This is a genomic window from Paenibacillus germinis (assembly GCF_013141785.1).
Lineage (GTDB): Bacteria > Bacillota > Bacilli > Paenibacillales > NBRC-103111 > Paenibacillus_E > Paenibacillus_E phytorum.
Genome location: NZ_WHOC01000105.1, coordinates 21,261 through 36,559 on the forward strand (window position 1 = coordinate 21,261; position 15,299 = coordinate 36,559).

Annotated in this window: 11 protein-coding genes and 1 pseudogene; all 12 read left to right on the forward strand. The window is 41.1% G+C overall.

Going from position 1 to position 15,299, the window contains the following annotated elements; translation table 11 throughout:
- The first annotated feature begins 16 nt into the window (after window positions 1-16).
- Complete coding sequence (locus tag GC102_RS21285) at window positions 17-1,699, forward strand: sensor histidine kinase (protein ID WP_171691274.1); 1,683 nt, start codon at window positions 17-19, stop codon at window positions 1,697-1,699.
- 7 nt (window positions 1,700-1,706) lie between these two features.
- A complete protein-coding gene (locus tag GC102_RS21290; RefSeq protein WP_171691275.1) occupies window positions 1,707-3,245 on the forward strand; it encodes a response regulator transcription factor in 1,539 nt (512 codons plus the stop codon).
- Between the two features lie 190 nt (window positions 3,246-3,435).
- A pseudogene (gene sigK / locus GC102_RS21295) lies at window positions 3,436-3,954 on the forward strand (RNA polymerase sporulation sigma factor SigK); the annotation flags it as partial.
- 61 nt (window positions 3,955-4,015) lie between these two features.
- On the forward strand, window positions 4,016-4,690 hold the full coding sequence (locus GC102_RS21300) for an ABC transporter ATP-binding protein (RefSeq protein WP_171691276.1): 675 nt from the start codon (window positions 4,016-4,018) through the stop codon (window positions 4,688-4,690).
- A gap of 175 nt (window positions 4,691-4,865) precedes the next feature.
- Window positions 4,866-6,197 (forward strand): ABC transporter substrate-binding protein, encoded by a 1,332-nt coding sequence (locus GC102_RS21305; protein WP_171691299.1) that lies wholly within the window; start codon window positions 4,866-4,868, stop codon window positions 6,195-6,197.
- Window positions 6,198-6,236: 39 nt separating this feature from the next.
- The gene (locus GC102_RS21310) at window positions 6,237-7,118 is read left to right on the forward strand and encodes a carbohydrate ABC transporter permease (protein ID WP_171691277.1); all 882 of its coding nucleotides are present in this window, start codon (window positions 6,237-6,239) and stop codon (window positions 7,116-7,118) included.
- The gene (locus GC102_RS21315; protein WP_060648402.1) at window positions 7,118-7,942 is read left to right on the forward strand and encodes a carbohydrate ABC transporter permease; all 825 of its coding nucleotides are present in this window, start codon (window positions 7,118-7,120) and stop codon (window positions 7,940-7,942) included. The genes GC102_RS21310 and GC102_RS21315 overlap by 1 nt, the downstream gene beginning before the upstream one ends.
- A gap of 85 nt (window positions 7,943-8,027) precedes the next feature.
- Entirely contained in the window at window positions 8,028-9,017 is a 990-nt protein-coding gene (locus GC102_RS21320; protein WP_171691278.1) for a LacI family DNA-binding transcriptional regulator, read from the forward strand.
- Between the two features lie 20 nt (window positions 9,018-9,037).
- Window positions 9,038-9,970 carry an alpha/beta hydrolase gene (locus tag GC102_RS21325; RefSeq protein ID WP_171691279.1) on the forward strand — a complete coding sequence of 311 codons (933 nt, stop codon included), beginning with the start codon at window positions 9,038-9,040 and terminating at the stop codon, window positions 9,968-9,970.
- A gap of 278 nt (window positions 9,971-10,248) precedes the next feature.
- Window positions 10,249-11,970, forward strand: a complete 1,722-nt coding sequence (locus GC102_RS21330; protein ID WP_171691280.1) for a sensor histidine kinase — start codon at window positions 10,249-10,251, stop codon at window positions 11,968-11,970.
- Window positions 11,971-11,981: 11 nt separating this feature from the next.
- Window positions 11,982-13,571, forward strand: a complete 1,590-nt coding sequence (locus tag GC102_RS21335) for a response regulator transcription factor (RefSeq protein ID WP_171691281.1) — start codon at window positions 11,982-11,984, stop codon at window positions 13,569-13,571.
- A 142-nt stretch (window positions 13,572-13,713) separates the two neighbouring features.
- Window positions 13,714-15,261, forward strand: coding sequence for an ABC transporter substrate-binding protein (locus GC102_RS21340; protein WP_171691282.1), 1,548 nt, complete (start codon window positions 13,714-13,716; stop codon window positions 15,259-15,261).
- Window positions 15,262-15,299 lie beyond the last annotated feature (38 nt).

Here is a 15,299-nt window from a genome sequence, read left to right on the forward strand (position 1 = left end):
TACAAGGAGAAGAAGCATGATGTTGTGGGGTCACAAACGGTATTCAGGTCCTAAATCGGTTCAGCGCAGATTAATTTTTTTGCTAGTGGCCGTTTTCATTCCCTTATCGTTGGTACTCTTTTTTGTTTATCGATTTACCGAGCAAACTTTGGTGAGCAAGGTGAACGAGGTTAATCAATTCAGGATGGAACAAACATCTTCTCGTGTTCAAGATTTATTTCAAAGAATATTTATGGCTACAAATCTATTTATTAACGATAGGCAATTTTTAGGTTCACTTGACGTGAAGGATCCTTACGATATTGAGAAAAATAAAATTTATTTAGAAGCGATAGAAAGGCTGCAATATGCTTTCTTTCTCAATGAAAAATACGCGGTCATTCTACGTGACAACAACGGCAATATTTATCAATCAGATACATCTCGGCTGGGTTTAAGAAAGGAACAATTGCAGGAACGGGTTCTAACAATCATGGACTGGGAAGAAGCTGATATTTTTTATAGTTTCAAATGGTCTATGATAGACTGTCCTCAAATAAATGGAGATTCCGCAAGCTTTATTGTATTCACACGCTGGCTGTTCAACCCTGGAACTGCTACAAAAAAGGGGATGATCTCAATCGTTATCCCTATTTCATATATACAAAATATTCTAAAAAACGATGGGGGACATTATGTAATTGAAAATGAAAATCACGAAAGTTTGTTTTCAACTCAAATAGATGGTGATCAAACCGTAGAGAAAATATCGAAAAGCACGAGTACTCACAGCATGAAGCAGCTAAATCCAACGAATTGGTACTTATATCAATTGGAAAGTACGGATTTTTTAAACAACCAGTTGAAATTGTTTAGTTTTGTTGTGTTTATGACAATTGTTGTGATATTAATTATTTATTTTGGAATTATGGCAGTGGTACTTCAGACAACTAGAAAAATATTTAATCAAATACGATCCTTATCCAAGCAATTAACATCGAATTCACCCAATTTAACGATATCCATTCAATCCGATTACCAAATCGTTGAATTATCAGAAATACTTCGCCAATTGGTCCATAATCTGACGACCTCTCGTAAAAACTTTGAACTGGCTTCTACTGAAAAAAGGAAATTGGAAATGCAAATGCTTCAGCAACAAATGAATCCGCATTTTTTATTAAATACATTAAGTACGATTCGATTTATTGCCGACTCCACCTCACAGCAAAGGATAAGTTCATTAATACTATCTCTTTCTTTTCTTTTAAGACAGCAATTATATAGGGAAAATTCTCATTGGACGATGAAAGAAGAGAAAGAGTATTTACTTAGGTATATCGAGATACAAAATGCTAGATTTGGTGACGAATATAAAGTCGATATTCATTTTCAAGAGGAGACTATGGAAAAGGTTGTATTACGTATGCTTATACAGCCACTCTTAGAAAATTGTTTTGAACATGCTTTTGCTGGTAAACCAACCGGATGGGTTCAAATATTCGCACAGTTTAAAGAGGGTGGAATGGAGATAACCGTTCAAGATAATGGAGACGGATTTATAAATAGGGAGACACAAAAATCGAGAAAATCCATTGGGTTAGCGAATGTAAAAGATCGTTTGTTGCTTCACTATGGGGGATCCGCTTATATTGATATTCAGAGTTCTCCATCTATAGGGACTTGCATTCGGGTATTTATTCCAGATGAAACGAGCTGACGCTTGGATGAAGCTTTTGATAGTAGAAGATGAGGCGCCTATCCGTAAACACATAAAGTGGATGTTGGAGGACAGTGGCATTGAGATATGGGAATCGGAAAATGGTAGAGATGCATTAGATGTATTAAAGAATAACGCAATGGACATTATGCTGACAGATATTCGCATGCCTATCGTGGATGGTATAGAGTTGATACAACAGTGTAAGATTCTCTATCCCCGGTTATGGTCAATTGTAATAAGCAACTATGCAGAATTTGACCTTGCTCAGATGGCATTGCGTTATGGGGCGAAAAATTATTTGCTTAAAGCAACCATCAATAAGGAAAGCCTGGTCTCCGAATTAAATCAGGCTTACGAAGATTCGCGAAATCAAGGTTCGGACAAAGGACGTTTGGACTCAAATGAACAGTTAATGGTTCAAAACTCATTATTTTATGAATGGCAGCATCAGCGTATTAATTCGGCAGAATTGATAAAGAGGTCATTGAAATTAAATGTCCAAGTCTTCCAGTTCGAGGAACCCCAGTCGATGTTTACACTGCTTGAAGTGGACCGATTTTCTGAATGGTGTGAAGCAAAATTCAACAAAAAGACAGATCTTGCCATATACGCTTTTATGAATGTAGCCGTAGAAGTCATTAAACAATTTCATCCTAAAAATGAATTATTTCATTTAGAAAACGCAAGATTTATACTTCTGGATTTCGGTGAAAGCAATAGGGAGAAGCACACCGAGAAAATGGAAGAAGTTCAGCTTGCGTTGCAGCAATTTTTAAAACTGGAATCTTCATTAATAACGGGATATGATTTCACGACGTTAGATTCATTATTTGAGATGGTCCGTCATTCGATCAACGATACGAGACAATTATTTTACTGCACGCCAGCGTGCCTCATTTCACCAAATGAGTGCGAATCTACAAGCAAAGATATAGATTTGTATTCTTTTTTTCAAAACATGGAGATGGAAAACGATAACAACTACACGGCAATTTCAAATTTACCGATGTGGATCGAGTCCTTTTTTGATTTGATCCGTTATTTAAAGCGTCCGCCTAGTACGGTTAAAGAAGATTTGAAATTCCTGATCACTTTTATCGAGAAAAAGGGATTTGCTGTCCCGGAGGATTTGAAATCGGAAATAAGCCACAAACAAGCCTTTCGGTTAACTGATTATAAATCCATATTTGAACGATGGCTAAATGAATATCATTATTTGGGCACACATCGAATAGAAATTGTCAAAGCATTAAACTATATCCATGAACAATACCGAAACAAATTCACTTTGGATGATGTCAGTAATCACGTTAACATAAGTCGATCTCATTTCTCTAAACTATTTAAAGAGCATCAGGGCGTATCTGTTATTGAATATGTGGAAGGGGTTCGCATGAAACAAGCAAGGGTGCTTTTACGGACAACTCCACTCGCCATTAGTGAAATTGCCGATAGAATCGGTGTTCAAGATATATTTTATTTCAGTAAACTATACAAGAGATATTACAAAGTTAATCCAAGTAAAGACCGGAGTATGGTGTAAAGACAGTTCGACAGTTCTCAAATTCGCCGAATAATGCGAAAGATACCAAGTGGGCTCCGCAATCTGGAACAGGTGTTAACGAGTGGCTCCAAATGGACTTTGGCTCATGTGGAGAAGCCCCATAGCGTTTTGGCGAGAAGCACCTAGCCACTTGTGTGGATTGGTGCTTCTTATGTTTGTTTTTACGTTGCTTCGTGTTCACAATGTCAAAAAATTCGACAATACAGGGGAAGATCTCGAGGATTTAATCTCGATTGGGACTATCGGATTGATTAAAGCGATCGAGTCGTTCTCGCCGAACAAAGGGACCAAGCTCGCGACTTTTGCGGCTCGCTGTATCGAGAACGAGATCTTGATGCATCTACGTTCATTGAAGAAAACGCGCAAAGATGTGTCCTTGCATGATCCCATCGGTACGGACAAAGAGGGGAATGAAATTACGTTGATCGACATCCTCGGCACGGAAGCCGATGACGTCGTGGATAAGGTGCAGCTCAAGATAGAGAAGAGCAAAATCTATCGGTACTTGGAAATCTTGGACGATCGCGAGAAGGAAGTTGTCGTCGGGCGGTTTGGGCTGGAGCTAGGCGGGGAAGAGCGGACGCAGCGGGAGATTGCGAAGGAGCTGGGGATTTCGCGGTCGTACGTGTCGCGGATTGAGAAGCGGGCACTGATGAAGCTGTATCATGAGTTTTATAAGCGAAGAGGTAAGGTTACGAATCGGATACTTCATTTATTTGGACCCTGTGCAAGTAATGGAGGTGAAGGTTATGTCGTTAATCCATATCGAGAATGCTAGTAAATACTATACGATGGGCGAGGAAACAATTAAAGCGTTAGATGACGTCTCGTTAGATATTGATCATGGAGAGTTCGTGGCCATCATGGGCCCGTCAGGTTCCGGCAAATCGACGTTGATGAACATCATAGGGTGTTTGGATGTTGTAGATAAAGGCATCTATGACCTGGATGGTCAAGCAATAAACGTACTTAAGGATTCTGGGCTTGCTGAGATTCGTAATCAGAAGATTGGATTTGTTTTTCAGAGTTTTAACCTACTGCCGAGAATAAGTGCCTATGAGAATGTGGAGTTGCCTTTGATCTATCGGGGAATGAGTAAAAAGGAAAGAGAGCCTCTCGTTTTACATGCACTAGAATCGGTGGACTTGCTGGATCGTAAGAAGCATTTTCCATCAGAGTTATCTGGTGGACAGCAGCAGCGTGTTGCTATTGCGCGAACGTTGGCGGGAGATCCAGCCATCATTTTGGCGGATGAACCTACAGGAGCGTTAGATTTAAAAACAGGTGTGGAAATTTTAAACATTTTACAGAGATTAAATGCACAAGGCCGGACGATTATTTTGATTACGCATGACTTATTGATTGCGCAGCAGGCGAAGCGGATTGTGCGGTTTAGGGATGGGCGGTTGAATGAAGTTGTATAGTGTTTATAAGACCGGAACTCCGATTTTGGGGGTGCCGGTTTATTTTGTTTGTATGCTGAGCCAAAAGAATATAAAATTTGTGTCAACCGGTTGACACAAGATGAGGAAACCGATTAAAATAAATTTGATAGCGCATTCAAAACAGACTTGTAAGGGGGAAAAGGGTTTGAAAAAGATGAAGAGTATCACCACTACGGGAATTTGTTCGATTATATTGCTTTCCTCATTGGTGGCATGTTCCCAAAACAATGCCCCAAGCTCCTCGCCGGGAGCCACTCAACAGGCAAAGGGAGTCAAGATTACTTTCTTTAATACTTCAGCTGAAGTGAACGGCGTGTTCGAGGACCTTTTTAAAACTTATCACGAGCAGAATCCTAACGTTACTATTGAATTGATTCCGACACCAATTGGAGGAGCACAGTTAGAGAAATTTCAATCCCTGTTGGCATCCGGCAATCCGGCCACGGTAGCGAATCTTGACCCGGGAACGATTCTCCAATATAAAGATAAGTTCATGGACTTAGAGACGGAGAAGGCGAAGTATGAAAAATTAACGAAGCCCGGGGCAGTTGACGGCGCTTTACTGGACGGCAAATTCCTTGGCATTCCATGGACTGCCCAAGGCTATGGCTTGTTGTATAACAAGCGCGTAGTTGAGGAAGCAACCGGAGGGACCTTTGACCCTTCATCAGTAAAAACTCGCAATGATTTGGAAGCATTGTTCAAAAAAATCGAAGCTGCCGGCAAGGCGCCAATGATAATTCACGGGGCAGATTGGTCCTTAGGCGCTCACTATTTGGGACTAGCCTATTCTTCGCAATCACAAAAGGTGGAAGAGAACCGCAAGTTTGTAGAGGATTTGAAAAATGGCAAAACCAATTTGGCGGACAATCAGCCATTCAACGGTCTGATGGATACTTTTGATTTATTAAAGCAATATAATGCCAGAAAAAATGATCCGCTCGTCGCAGATTACAATAAAGACAGCACAGATTTCGCAAAAGGCAATGCGGCATTCTATTTTATGGGTGATTGGACTTGGTCTGTCATTGGCACGCTTGAAGGAAGAGATAAAGAATTTGGAATCATTCCGGTACCAATTAGCAACAACCCAGCCGATTACGGCAACTCTCAAGTAGCTTACACGGAACCGAAGTTGTTCGCTATCGATAAATCCGGATCTACTCCGGAGCAGCAGGCAGCGGCTAAAGCATTCGTCGAATGGATGGTTACAAGCGAGCAGGGGCAAAATGCGATTGTGACCAAAATGGGCCTGTCCTTGCCCTATAAGGATGTAAAGGCAAAAGGCACAAATGTGATTTCCGATGCCATTGCGAAATATGTCGATCAAGGGAAGTTCCTTAATATCGGAGTCATTAATTATTTCCCGCAAGACTATTGGTCCAAGACAGGAGCTTCCATGCAAAAATATATGGTAGGAAAAACTGACCGAAAGGCTTTCACGACAGAGGTTCAGGATTATTGGAAATCGAATGCCGGGAAATAGGGATTAAGGTTAAAAACTGGTTGTAAAGGGTGCGGTACTATGAGGAGTAAGATTTATTTAAGAAATACGGGAACTTTTCTTCTTTTTGGAGCTCCTTCCATAGTGGCATTTGCTGCTGTTGTTTTGATCCCGTTCCTGGTTGGATTATACTTGACGTTTACGAATTGGGATGTTCGAACGGCCGACATATCATTTGTCGGCTTATCAAATTATACCAAAGTATTTCATGATAAAGTTTTTTTTACCCAATTGTGGTTTACCATTAAGTATGTAGTGTTTACGGTATTGATCTCCAATGTGGCGGCTTTCTTTATAGCACTGGCGTTGACCAGCGGGGTTAAAGGAGAGAAATGGCTTCGAACGGGCTTTTTCACTCCAAACTTAATCGGCGGAATCGTGTTAGGGTATTTGTGGCAGACGCTATTCTCGCAGATCATGCCCTATATAGGGAATAAATACGGCTGGGCATTGTTTAAATCGTCGTGGTTAACGGATACGGATACCGCATTTTGGGCACTCGTCATCGCAACAGCTTGGCAATTAGTCGGCTATCTCATGATCATTTATATCGCCGGATTCTCAGGTGTTCCTAGTGATGTGTTGGAAGCTGCGAGCATAGACGGGGCGAACGGTTATGCAAGACTTCGCAGAATCATATTGCCGCTTTCGATCCCGGCTATCGTCATCTGTATTTTTATTTCCATCTCTCGCTCATTTTTAACTTACGATATCAACCTTGCCCTAACGAAAGGCGGACCTTTTCATTCCACCGAATTAGCTTCCTATCATATCGTTCAAAAAGCTTTCTTGTCCAATCAATATGGAGTTGGACAGGCGGAAGCAGTTGTCTTATTTGCTGTCGTAGCCTTGGTTGCGCTTACTCAATCTTACTTACTTAAAAAATTGGAGGTCGAATCGTGATGGCTTTTCGACAGTCCATATCAAGAATCAAAGCCGCAATCCTGTATGTAATTTTATTTGTATTTTTAATTCCTTTTTTACTGGTCGTCATGAACTCTTTCAAAAAAACGCAGCAATTCATTGAAAATCCATTAGCTATTCCCAGCAGTGTTCATTTCGAGAACTATACTGCTGCATTTACCAACATGAAATTCATGCAAGGACTTTCCAACTCTTTGTTGATTACAGTTGCTGCAGTTTTCATTATTGTTATTTTCTCGTCAATGACCGGGTATTTGTTTGTTCGTTATAAATGGAAGCTGAATACTGTGCTATTTTTCATGATGCTTGGCTCCATGGCGCTTCCGTTCCAAGTCATCATGATTCCTTTGGTCATGCTGTACGGAAAGATGGATCTGCTTAATATGAAGGGAACACTGCTGTTTTTATATTTGGGGTTTGGCGTTCCCTTCGGCGTTTTTACTTTCCATGGGTTTATCAAAGGAATTCCTTACGAATTGGAAGAATCGGCTTTTATAGAGGGCAGCTCGAGGCTGCGAACTTTTTTCCAGATTGTACTGCCTCTATTGAAACCGGTTTTCGTAACGCTCATCGTACTCGATGTACTCTGGATCTGGAATGATTATTTATTGCCCAGTTTGGTCTTACTGTCGCCGGAACAAAGGACATTGCCTCTTTCTACGTTTACTTTCTTCTCGTCGTACTCTGTTGATTACGCACCCTTGATGGCAGGATTAATTATGACGATTATTCCTGTGCTAGTGTTGTATCTTTTCGTTCAAAACCAAATCATCAAAGGGATAACGGAAGGGGCCTTGAAATAAAGGTCCTGTAATATGGGACGGAGTTCGGCTGAAAAAATTGCAAATTAAGCGTATAATTGCTTTAAAAAAGTCAGGTGGTCAAACCATGCCTAAAATTGATGATGTAGCAGAAAAAGCCGGGGTTTCTGTTACTACGGTGTCCCGCGTGCTCAATAACCGGGGATATATCAGCCAGACGACACGGGATAAGGTATATCAGGTTATGAAGGAGCTAAATTATCATCCCAATGAAATGGCTCGTTCTTTGTTCAGAAAAAAATCGAATATGATCGGCCTCATTATTCCTACAGTTTCTCATCCTTTTTTTAGTGAATTAGCTCACTATCTTGAATATTATGCTGACCAAAGCGGGTATAAAATTCTATTGTGCAATTCGAATCGAGATGTAACGAAAGAACGCAAATACATCGACATGCTGAAAAAGAATCAAGTGGACGCCATCATTATGGGCAGCATGGTTTTGGATGTCGAACATTATCGGAATCTGAACCTTCCTATCGTAGCTTTCGATCGAGTCGTAGATGATACGATTCCTGTTATTAACTCCGATAATCTGATGGGCGGCAAACTTGCAGCGCTGTTACTTGTGGGCAAAGGTTGCCGAAAGCTGGCATATATTCAAGGTGGAGTTGGCGGGCCGCATCATCATGGTCTGCTTGCTGGAGGAAGGTTACAAGGGTTTGCTGAGGAACTGCAACATGCAGGGGTTGAATATGTTCACTTGAATTTAGAGGTACACGACCTAGATACTGGGGCAAGTGAGGATACAATTGTTCGTTTCCTTCTGGAGCATCCGGAAGTAGACGGCGTTTTTGCCAGCAGCGATGTGATCGCAACTATGGTTATGCAAGCCTGTTATCAATTAAAAAAGAGGATTCCAGAAGACATGAAAATCATCGGTTATGATGATGTGAAGATCGCATCTTTAGTGGTGCCGCGTCTTACAACCATTAGGCAGCCTATTCAAAAGATGAGCGAGTTAACGATCGAATTAATTGCAAAACAAATTGAAGGGGAAGAGGTTCCGATGGTCAATTCTTTACCGGTTACATTAATTGAACGAAGTACTACGTAAGAATAGCGGAGGCTTGTAGAATGGACTTTAAGAACAGAGTGTTACCGGAAATTAGGGAATCTTTGACGTCCCTCCCGCTTTTTCGGCTTCCAGATGATTTGGCAATTGTAAGGCAAAGCCCTTTACCTCAAGCGTTGAAGTCTGAAATTGTTCGAATCATCGACCGTAAAATTACCGGTGCGGGCAATCAAGAGATGCTGATCAAAATATTCGAACCGGTTCAGAGGGATGAGACGAACCTGCCTGTTTTACTTTGGATTCATGGCGGAGGGTATGTGTTAGGCCACCCTAACGGTGAACAAAGTCTCTGTGAAAGTTTTGTTAAGGCTGCCAACTGTATTGTCATTTCCCCCGATTACCGGCTTGCCCCTGAACACCCGTTTCCGGCGGCAATTGAAGACTGCTACGCTGCTTTGAAGTGGATAATTGGTGCCGCGGAGGAATGGAATATCGATTTGTCGAGGATTGCGATTGGGGGAGGAAGCGCGGGTGGAGGGTTGACCGCAGCATTGGCGCTGATGGCTCGCGATAAGGGAGGACCTCCTATCTGTTTCCAAATGCCGTTATACCCGATGATCGACGATCGGAATGTTACGCCTTCCAGCCATGAAATTACGGATCTTGCCGTTTGGAACAGGGCCAACAATCTGGCGGCTTGGAAGATGTACCTTGGCGAACATGCCGATGGCGACATTTCTCCGTATGCGGCGCCAATTAGAGCGAAGGACCTGACCGGTCTTCCTCCCACATATACATGTGTAGGCCAGCTTGACCCGTTCCGCGACGAGACAATTGAGTATGTTGCACGGCTTGCCCAAACCGGCGTCGACGTGGAATTTCAACTTTATCCCGGATGTTATCATGCCTTCGAACACGTTGTACCCGATGCGGAAGTCAGCCAACGTACCCGGAACGGCTATGCGAATGCTTTGGCAAGAGCTTTTCAGCGTTGATTTTTATTTGAAATTGTGTCAACCGGTTGGTATACTTTCGATGGTATTTAATAAAGCTGTATCATGATTTTTATAGGTTTTATCGGTGAAGGGAGGCTTATGCCTCTTTTCATTTATTTGTAGATAAGAAAGTATAAGTTTTATACTTTTGCTTCGCATCTACCTTGACAAACGCGCTCGTCCCTGAAGGACGACGGAGTCGTTTATCCTTGTCGCATTATGTTTTGAAAAATCATATAATGGAATCGAAAAATGTTCTTTTAATGAGGAAGGGTGACATGTTTAAGAGTACAAAGCCGGTTTCGTTCGTTTACAAATTTTCACTTCAAATTACGTTGATATTGGCCATACTTGTCGCGGTTCTGATCATCAGCAATGTATATTCCTTCAATGTGGTCGAAACGAATATCGTGAATAACTCCAAATACACCATGGGGATTCACATTACGAATATCCAAAATCGTTTAAACAGCGTCTCCAAAGATTTAAACGAAGTATTTGAAAATCATATCGACGATGTCGTTGTGTATCCGAAAAAAGATGAGAGCAACAAATACTTTGATGCCTTACGATTAAAAAATGCATTGCTCTCGAAAGTGTCAAATAACGAAAGCTTAGATGCATTATTTATTTTGGAGCCCAGTGAACACCTCTTTTTGATTCAGTTCGGCAAAAACATACTTTCTAATGAAAATCAAACATTATCCGATTATTTAAAGAGTGAACAATTCGCGGGGAATACGGCGATCGGAAGAGAATGGTCCTCGATTCAAGTGAATGGAATAAGTTATGAAATAAAAAGCTTCAAGGTGTCGGACATCATGATTGGCGCAGCTGTAAAAGCGGACACCTTGATGAATGTTGTGAAAAAAACGTCAAATTCCCAAAACCATTATGGATTGACGGATAAAAACGGAGAGTTGCTTTCTGCGACCGATCCATTCATTAATCATTTGAGCCCGCTGCCGGATACTGGTAAAACTTCGTACAAGCTCGATGATGGCAAATATTTTATCATTTCAGAGGACATTCCAGAGATCGGGAAACTTTCGAATCTGATTGAACGGAAGAGCGTTTTATCTGGGCTGGATTTTTTCCAATGGGTGATTGTTTCTCTTGGCGTCGTTTCCTTAATTATTGTGCCTGCTGTATTAACATCGCTTTCACGCGAAATGATTAAGCCTGTTCTTGAACTTGTCAAAGCGACGAAAGAGCTGGAAAAGGGAAACTGGGACTACCAGTTGCCGCTGCATAAAGCGTCCATCGAGTTCGCCAAGCTCTTTCATTCATTTACGTCGATGACGAAAGAAATCAAACAGTTAAAGATCCATTCCTATGAAGAGAAGCTGGAACGAAACAAAGCCGAGCTCAAGTATCTTCAAATGCAAATAAAGCCCCATTTTTTCCTGAATGCCATTACGACCGTCTCAAGCCTTACGTATCAAAATAAAAACGAAGAAATCAGGAAACTGATCAACTACTTGTCGGAGCATCTCAGATATATGTTCAAGGGAGGCTTGGTAAACGTAACGGTAAGGGAAGAAATCGATCACGTGACCAATTACATTCACATGCAAGAGATCAAATTCCCCAATCACATTTTCCATATGATCGATATCGAACCCAATTTGGAACAGCATATACTGCCGCAATTTCTGATACAAACCTTTATTGAGAATATTTTTAAGCATGCATTAGTTTACGGAGATATTTTGTCGATATTTATTAAAGTGGAAACGTATTCTTATCATCACGAGGACTTTATTAAAATTACCTTAGAAGATAATGGGGAAGGGTTTCCTGATGAAATCATAGAAGAAGTGAATGCCGCAGGTACGCGTGTCAATGAAACGGGGCAAAGAATCGGCATTTCCAATATCAAAAAAACGCTGAGTCTACTTTATAAAAGGGATAATTTGTTAAATATTTCCAAAAATGAACCGTCCGGGGCAAGGGTGGAAATTTTGATTCCTATTCAGTCATCCGTGGATCAGACTTAGGAGGGAACGTATTGAAGTGTCTCATGATTGATGATGATATTCCTACTATTGAGGTCATGCGTGACTTCATCAACTGGAGTTCATTGGGGATTGAAGCCATATTAACTGCTCATAATATTGCGGATGCCAAACTTCTTATGGAAGCAGGTAAACCAGATATCATCATTTGCGATATCGAAATGCCCAAGGGTTCAGGACTTGACATGATCAAATGGGTAAGGGATAACCATCATGATTGTGCATTTATTTTTTTTACTTGTCATGAAAATTTTGAATTCGCGTCGACGGCAATCTCTTACAATACGGATGCTTACTTAATCAAGCCTTTTGATAAAAGTAAGGTCGAAGCGGCACTAGCCAAAACAATAAATACGCTAAGGGCGAAAAATCGGCTGCAGGTATACAGCCAATTCGGTGCCAGTTGGTTAAAAAATAAATCGTTTGTCGAGCAAAGCTTTTGGAGGGAGATTTTATTTGCCCAAATTTCCCCCCGCATAGATTTGATTCATGGCGAAATCCAGAAGAGAGACCTATCTCTAGAGTTGGAACATGGGTACATTCTAGTACTAACGAGCATCGGCAAATCGGACATTGAGGATAGCTGGAATGAAAGCACCTTCATCTATGCGTTTTCCAATCTAACTTCAGAAACGATGCTTGATAACCTGCATCTTAGTCATGTTATCAATTATCAGCAAGACGATCGTTACTATATGGCGACGATCATCAGTGGCATTAGTTCGCTGGAAGAGATTGCAACGAGATGCCGTCAGCAAATCCGTTATTGTCGGGATTATTTTCAGTGTACGGCGACCTGTTATATCAGTAAGAAAGTATCGATTGATTTGTTGAATGCAACTAGAACTATATTGGAGGTCATGGACAGGAACAACATTATTCATAAAGGTAATGTTCATTGCCAAGAAGACCGCTTTGATTATGAAACGAATGAATCCTATACGCTGGATGTGAACGGATTCGAATCATTATTTATCGAAGGCGAAAAAGTACAAATCGTGAACAAGCTAAAAAAAGATCTCGAATCGCTCACCAAAAGCAATAAACTTGACGCCAACATCCTTCATTCGATCAAGCAGGATTTTATGCAGCTTGTATATTCGATCCTGTATAAAAATAAAATACTTGCGCATAAGTTGTTTTCCGATCATATCTCCGGCATCTTGCTGCAGAAATCCGAACATAGTGTCATGGACATGATGAAATGGGCTGCTTTCGTAACCAATAAAACAATCGATTATATAAGAGAAGTGAAACAGTCCGAAAGTGTTGTAGAGAAGGCGAAAACGTTTATACACAATAATTACCATCTGGAACTGAATCGCGAGGATGTTGCGGCCAGCGTCTATTTATCGCCCGATTATCTTGCGAAAATGTTTAAAAACAAGACAGGATTATCGATGAAAGATTACCTGAATGAGCATCGTATCCTTATAGCAAAAGAACGGCTCATCCAAGGAAATGAGAGTATTGGAACGATTGCCGTCGAGATTGGTTTTGACAGCATCTCCTATTTCTCAACGGTTTTCAAAAAAATAACGGGTGAAACTCCGAATGCTTTTAGAACCAAACATAAACCATAATGCAAAAGAGGCCGATTGGGCCTTTTTCTTTTGGCGACATCACTGATTTTCAAAAAAATAGCGCTGATTTTTTAAAGATAAACATACCGATAAGGATTAAAATGAAATCGTATTCAGAAACTACTTCAGGAGGCTTCAAAATATGAAAAGGACAAGGGGTATCTTAGCATCAGTAATGTCTGTAGCACTGTTCGGCACCGTTCTGACAGCTTGCACGACCGGAACTGGAAATTCGACCGAAACAACCGGTTCTAAGTCGGATGGGACCAGCAGCAAGATGGAAAAAGTTGTTATAGCCTTGCCGTCATTCAATAAAATTCCCGATGATATGAGCAACATTAACGACGCGATCAACAAAATTACAACAAAGAAGATTAATGTGCAAGTGGACTTTAAAGTGTACGGACCTGCAGACTACGGGCAAAAAGTAAATTTGGCGCTTCAAAGCGGCGAGCAATTAGATTTGTTCACCAGCCCAGGCCAATTCCCAAGTTATGCTGCTAAAAAACAGCTCTATCCGCTGGAGGATTTAATCAGCAAATACGGCCAGGAAACAAAAACGATTCTGGACAAAGACTTCGGTGAAGGACTGCTGAAAGCAACAACGATGAACGGGCATATTTATGGAATTCCCGCCAATAAAGGGATGTCGGTTCCGCTAAACTTTGTATATAACGCCGATTTGTTAAAAGAAACGGGTTTTACAACAGACGATATTAAGTCGGTCAATGATTTGCCAAAAATATTCGACGCTTTGATGAAAAAGCACCCGGATGTCGTGCCTTTCGCTCCGATTAATGTCAATCCAAGCGATACCAATCTGGTTAGACTATTAAGAGGAACAAATGACATCGATCTGTTAACCGATGAATCAGGGATCGGTGTAGTTGTAGGAAATAGCAATAAAGTAGTCAATCTTTATGAAACGGATATTTTTAAAAACGGCGTTAACATGATGAGAGATTGGTACAAAAAAGGCTATTTGCAAAAAGATGCAGCCACAACCTCAACAAACTTTGCTGACTTGGCTTCGTCGGGACGCGGATTTTCCACTCTGGGTGGTTATAGCGGTATGGAAGCCGGCAAAGCATTAAGCGCTCAGACTGGTAAAAATATTGTTATGCAACGGATTTCTCCATTTTATTTTGATACGCAAGCTGTAGACTTCGTTGTATGGATGATGTCAAGTACGACCAAAGTACCTGAGGCTGCTATGAAACTCTTGAATTTAACCTATACGGATAAGGATCTATTAAATACGATGCTTTATGGAGTCGAAGGTCGGGACTATGTAAAGGTGGACGATCACCACGTTAAATATCCGGATGGAAAAGATGCTGCAACCGTACCGTATACGGCACAGCTATCTTCCGGTATTCTCGGCTCCGAGTCGCTTCAGTATCAAATTGAAGGCGCGGATTGGAAGGATACCGAATTTAAACTGAAAGAGAACAAAGAAACGAAGAGGTCGCCATACTTTGGATTTATCTTCGACCAATCTTCCGTAAAAACGGAGTTAAGTGCAGTAAACAATGTGGTTAATCAATACATTCCTGGTTTGATCACTGGCGTATTGGATCCGGAAACAACCATTCCTAAATTTGTAAAAGCATTGAATGATGCAGGGGCGCAAACCATCATTCAGAAAAAGCAGGAGCAACTGGACAAATGGATTGCTGAGCAGAAATAATAAAAAAAATGGTGAGGAATGGAGCCGGAAACTGCTCC

Excerpts from the sequence above, each read along its gene's own strand:
- GC102_RS21340 (WP_171691282.1), top strand. The coding sequence starts at position 13,714 with ATGAAAAGGACAAGGGGTATCTTAGCATCAGTAATGTCTGTAGCACTG.
- GC102_RS21310 (WP_171691277.1), top strand. The coding sequence starts at position 6,237 with ATGAGGAGTAAGATTTATTTAAGAAATACGGGAACTTTTCTTCTTTTT.
- GC102_RS21300 (WP_171691276.1), top strand. The coding sequence starts at position 4,016 with ATGTCGTTAATCCATATCGAGAATGCTAGTAAATACTATACGATGGGC.
- GC102_RS21320 (WP_171691278.1), top strand. The coding sequence starts at position 8,028 with ATGCCTAAAATTGATGATGTAGCAGAAAAAGCCGGGGTTTCTGTTACT.
- GC102_RS21285 (WP_171691274.1), top strand. The coding sequence starts at position 17 with ATGATGTTGTGGGGTCACAAACGGTATTCAGGTCCTAAATCGGTTCAG.
- GC102_RS21325 (WP_171691279.1), top strand. The coding sequence starts at position 9,038 with ATGGACTTTAAGAACAGAGTGTTACCGGAAATTAGGGAATCTTTGACG.
- GC102_RS21290 (WP_171691275.1), top strand. The coding sequence starts at position 1,707 with ATGAAGCTTTTGATAGTAGAAGATGAGGCGCCTATCCGTAAACACATA.
- GC102_RS21330 (WP_171691280.1), top strand. The coding sequence starts at position 10,249 with ATGTTTAAGAGTACAAAGCCGGTTTCGTTCGTTTACAAATTTTCACTT.
- GC102_RS21305 (WP_171691299.1), top strand. The coding sequence starts at position 4,866 with ATGAAGAGTATCACCACTACGGGAATTTGTTCGATTATATTGCTTTCC.
- GC102_RS21315 (WP_060648402.1), top strand. The coding sequence starts at position 7,118 with ATGGCTTTTCGACAGTCCATATCAAGAATCAAAGCCGCAATCCTGTAT.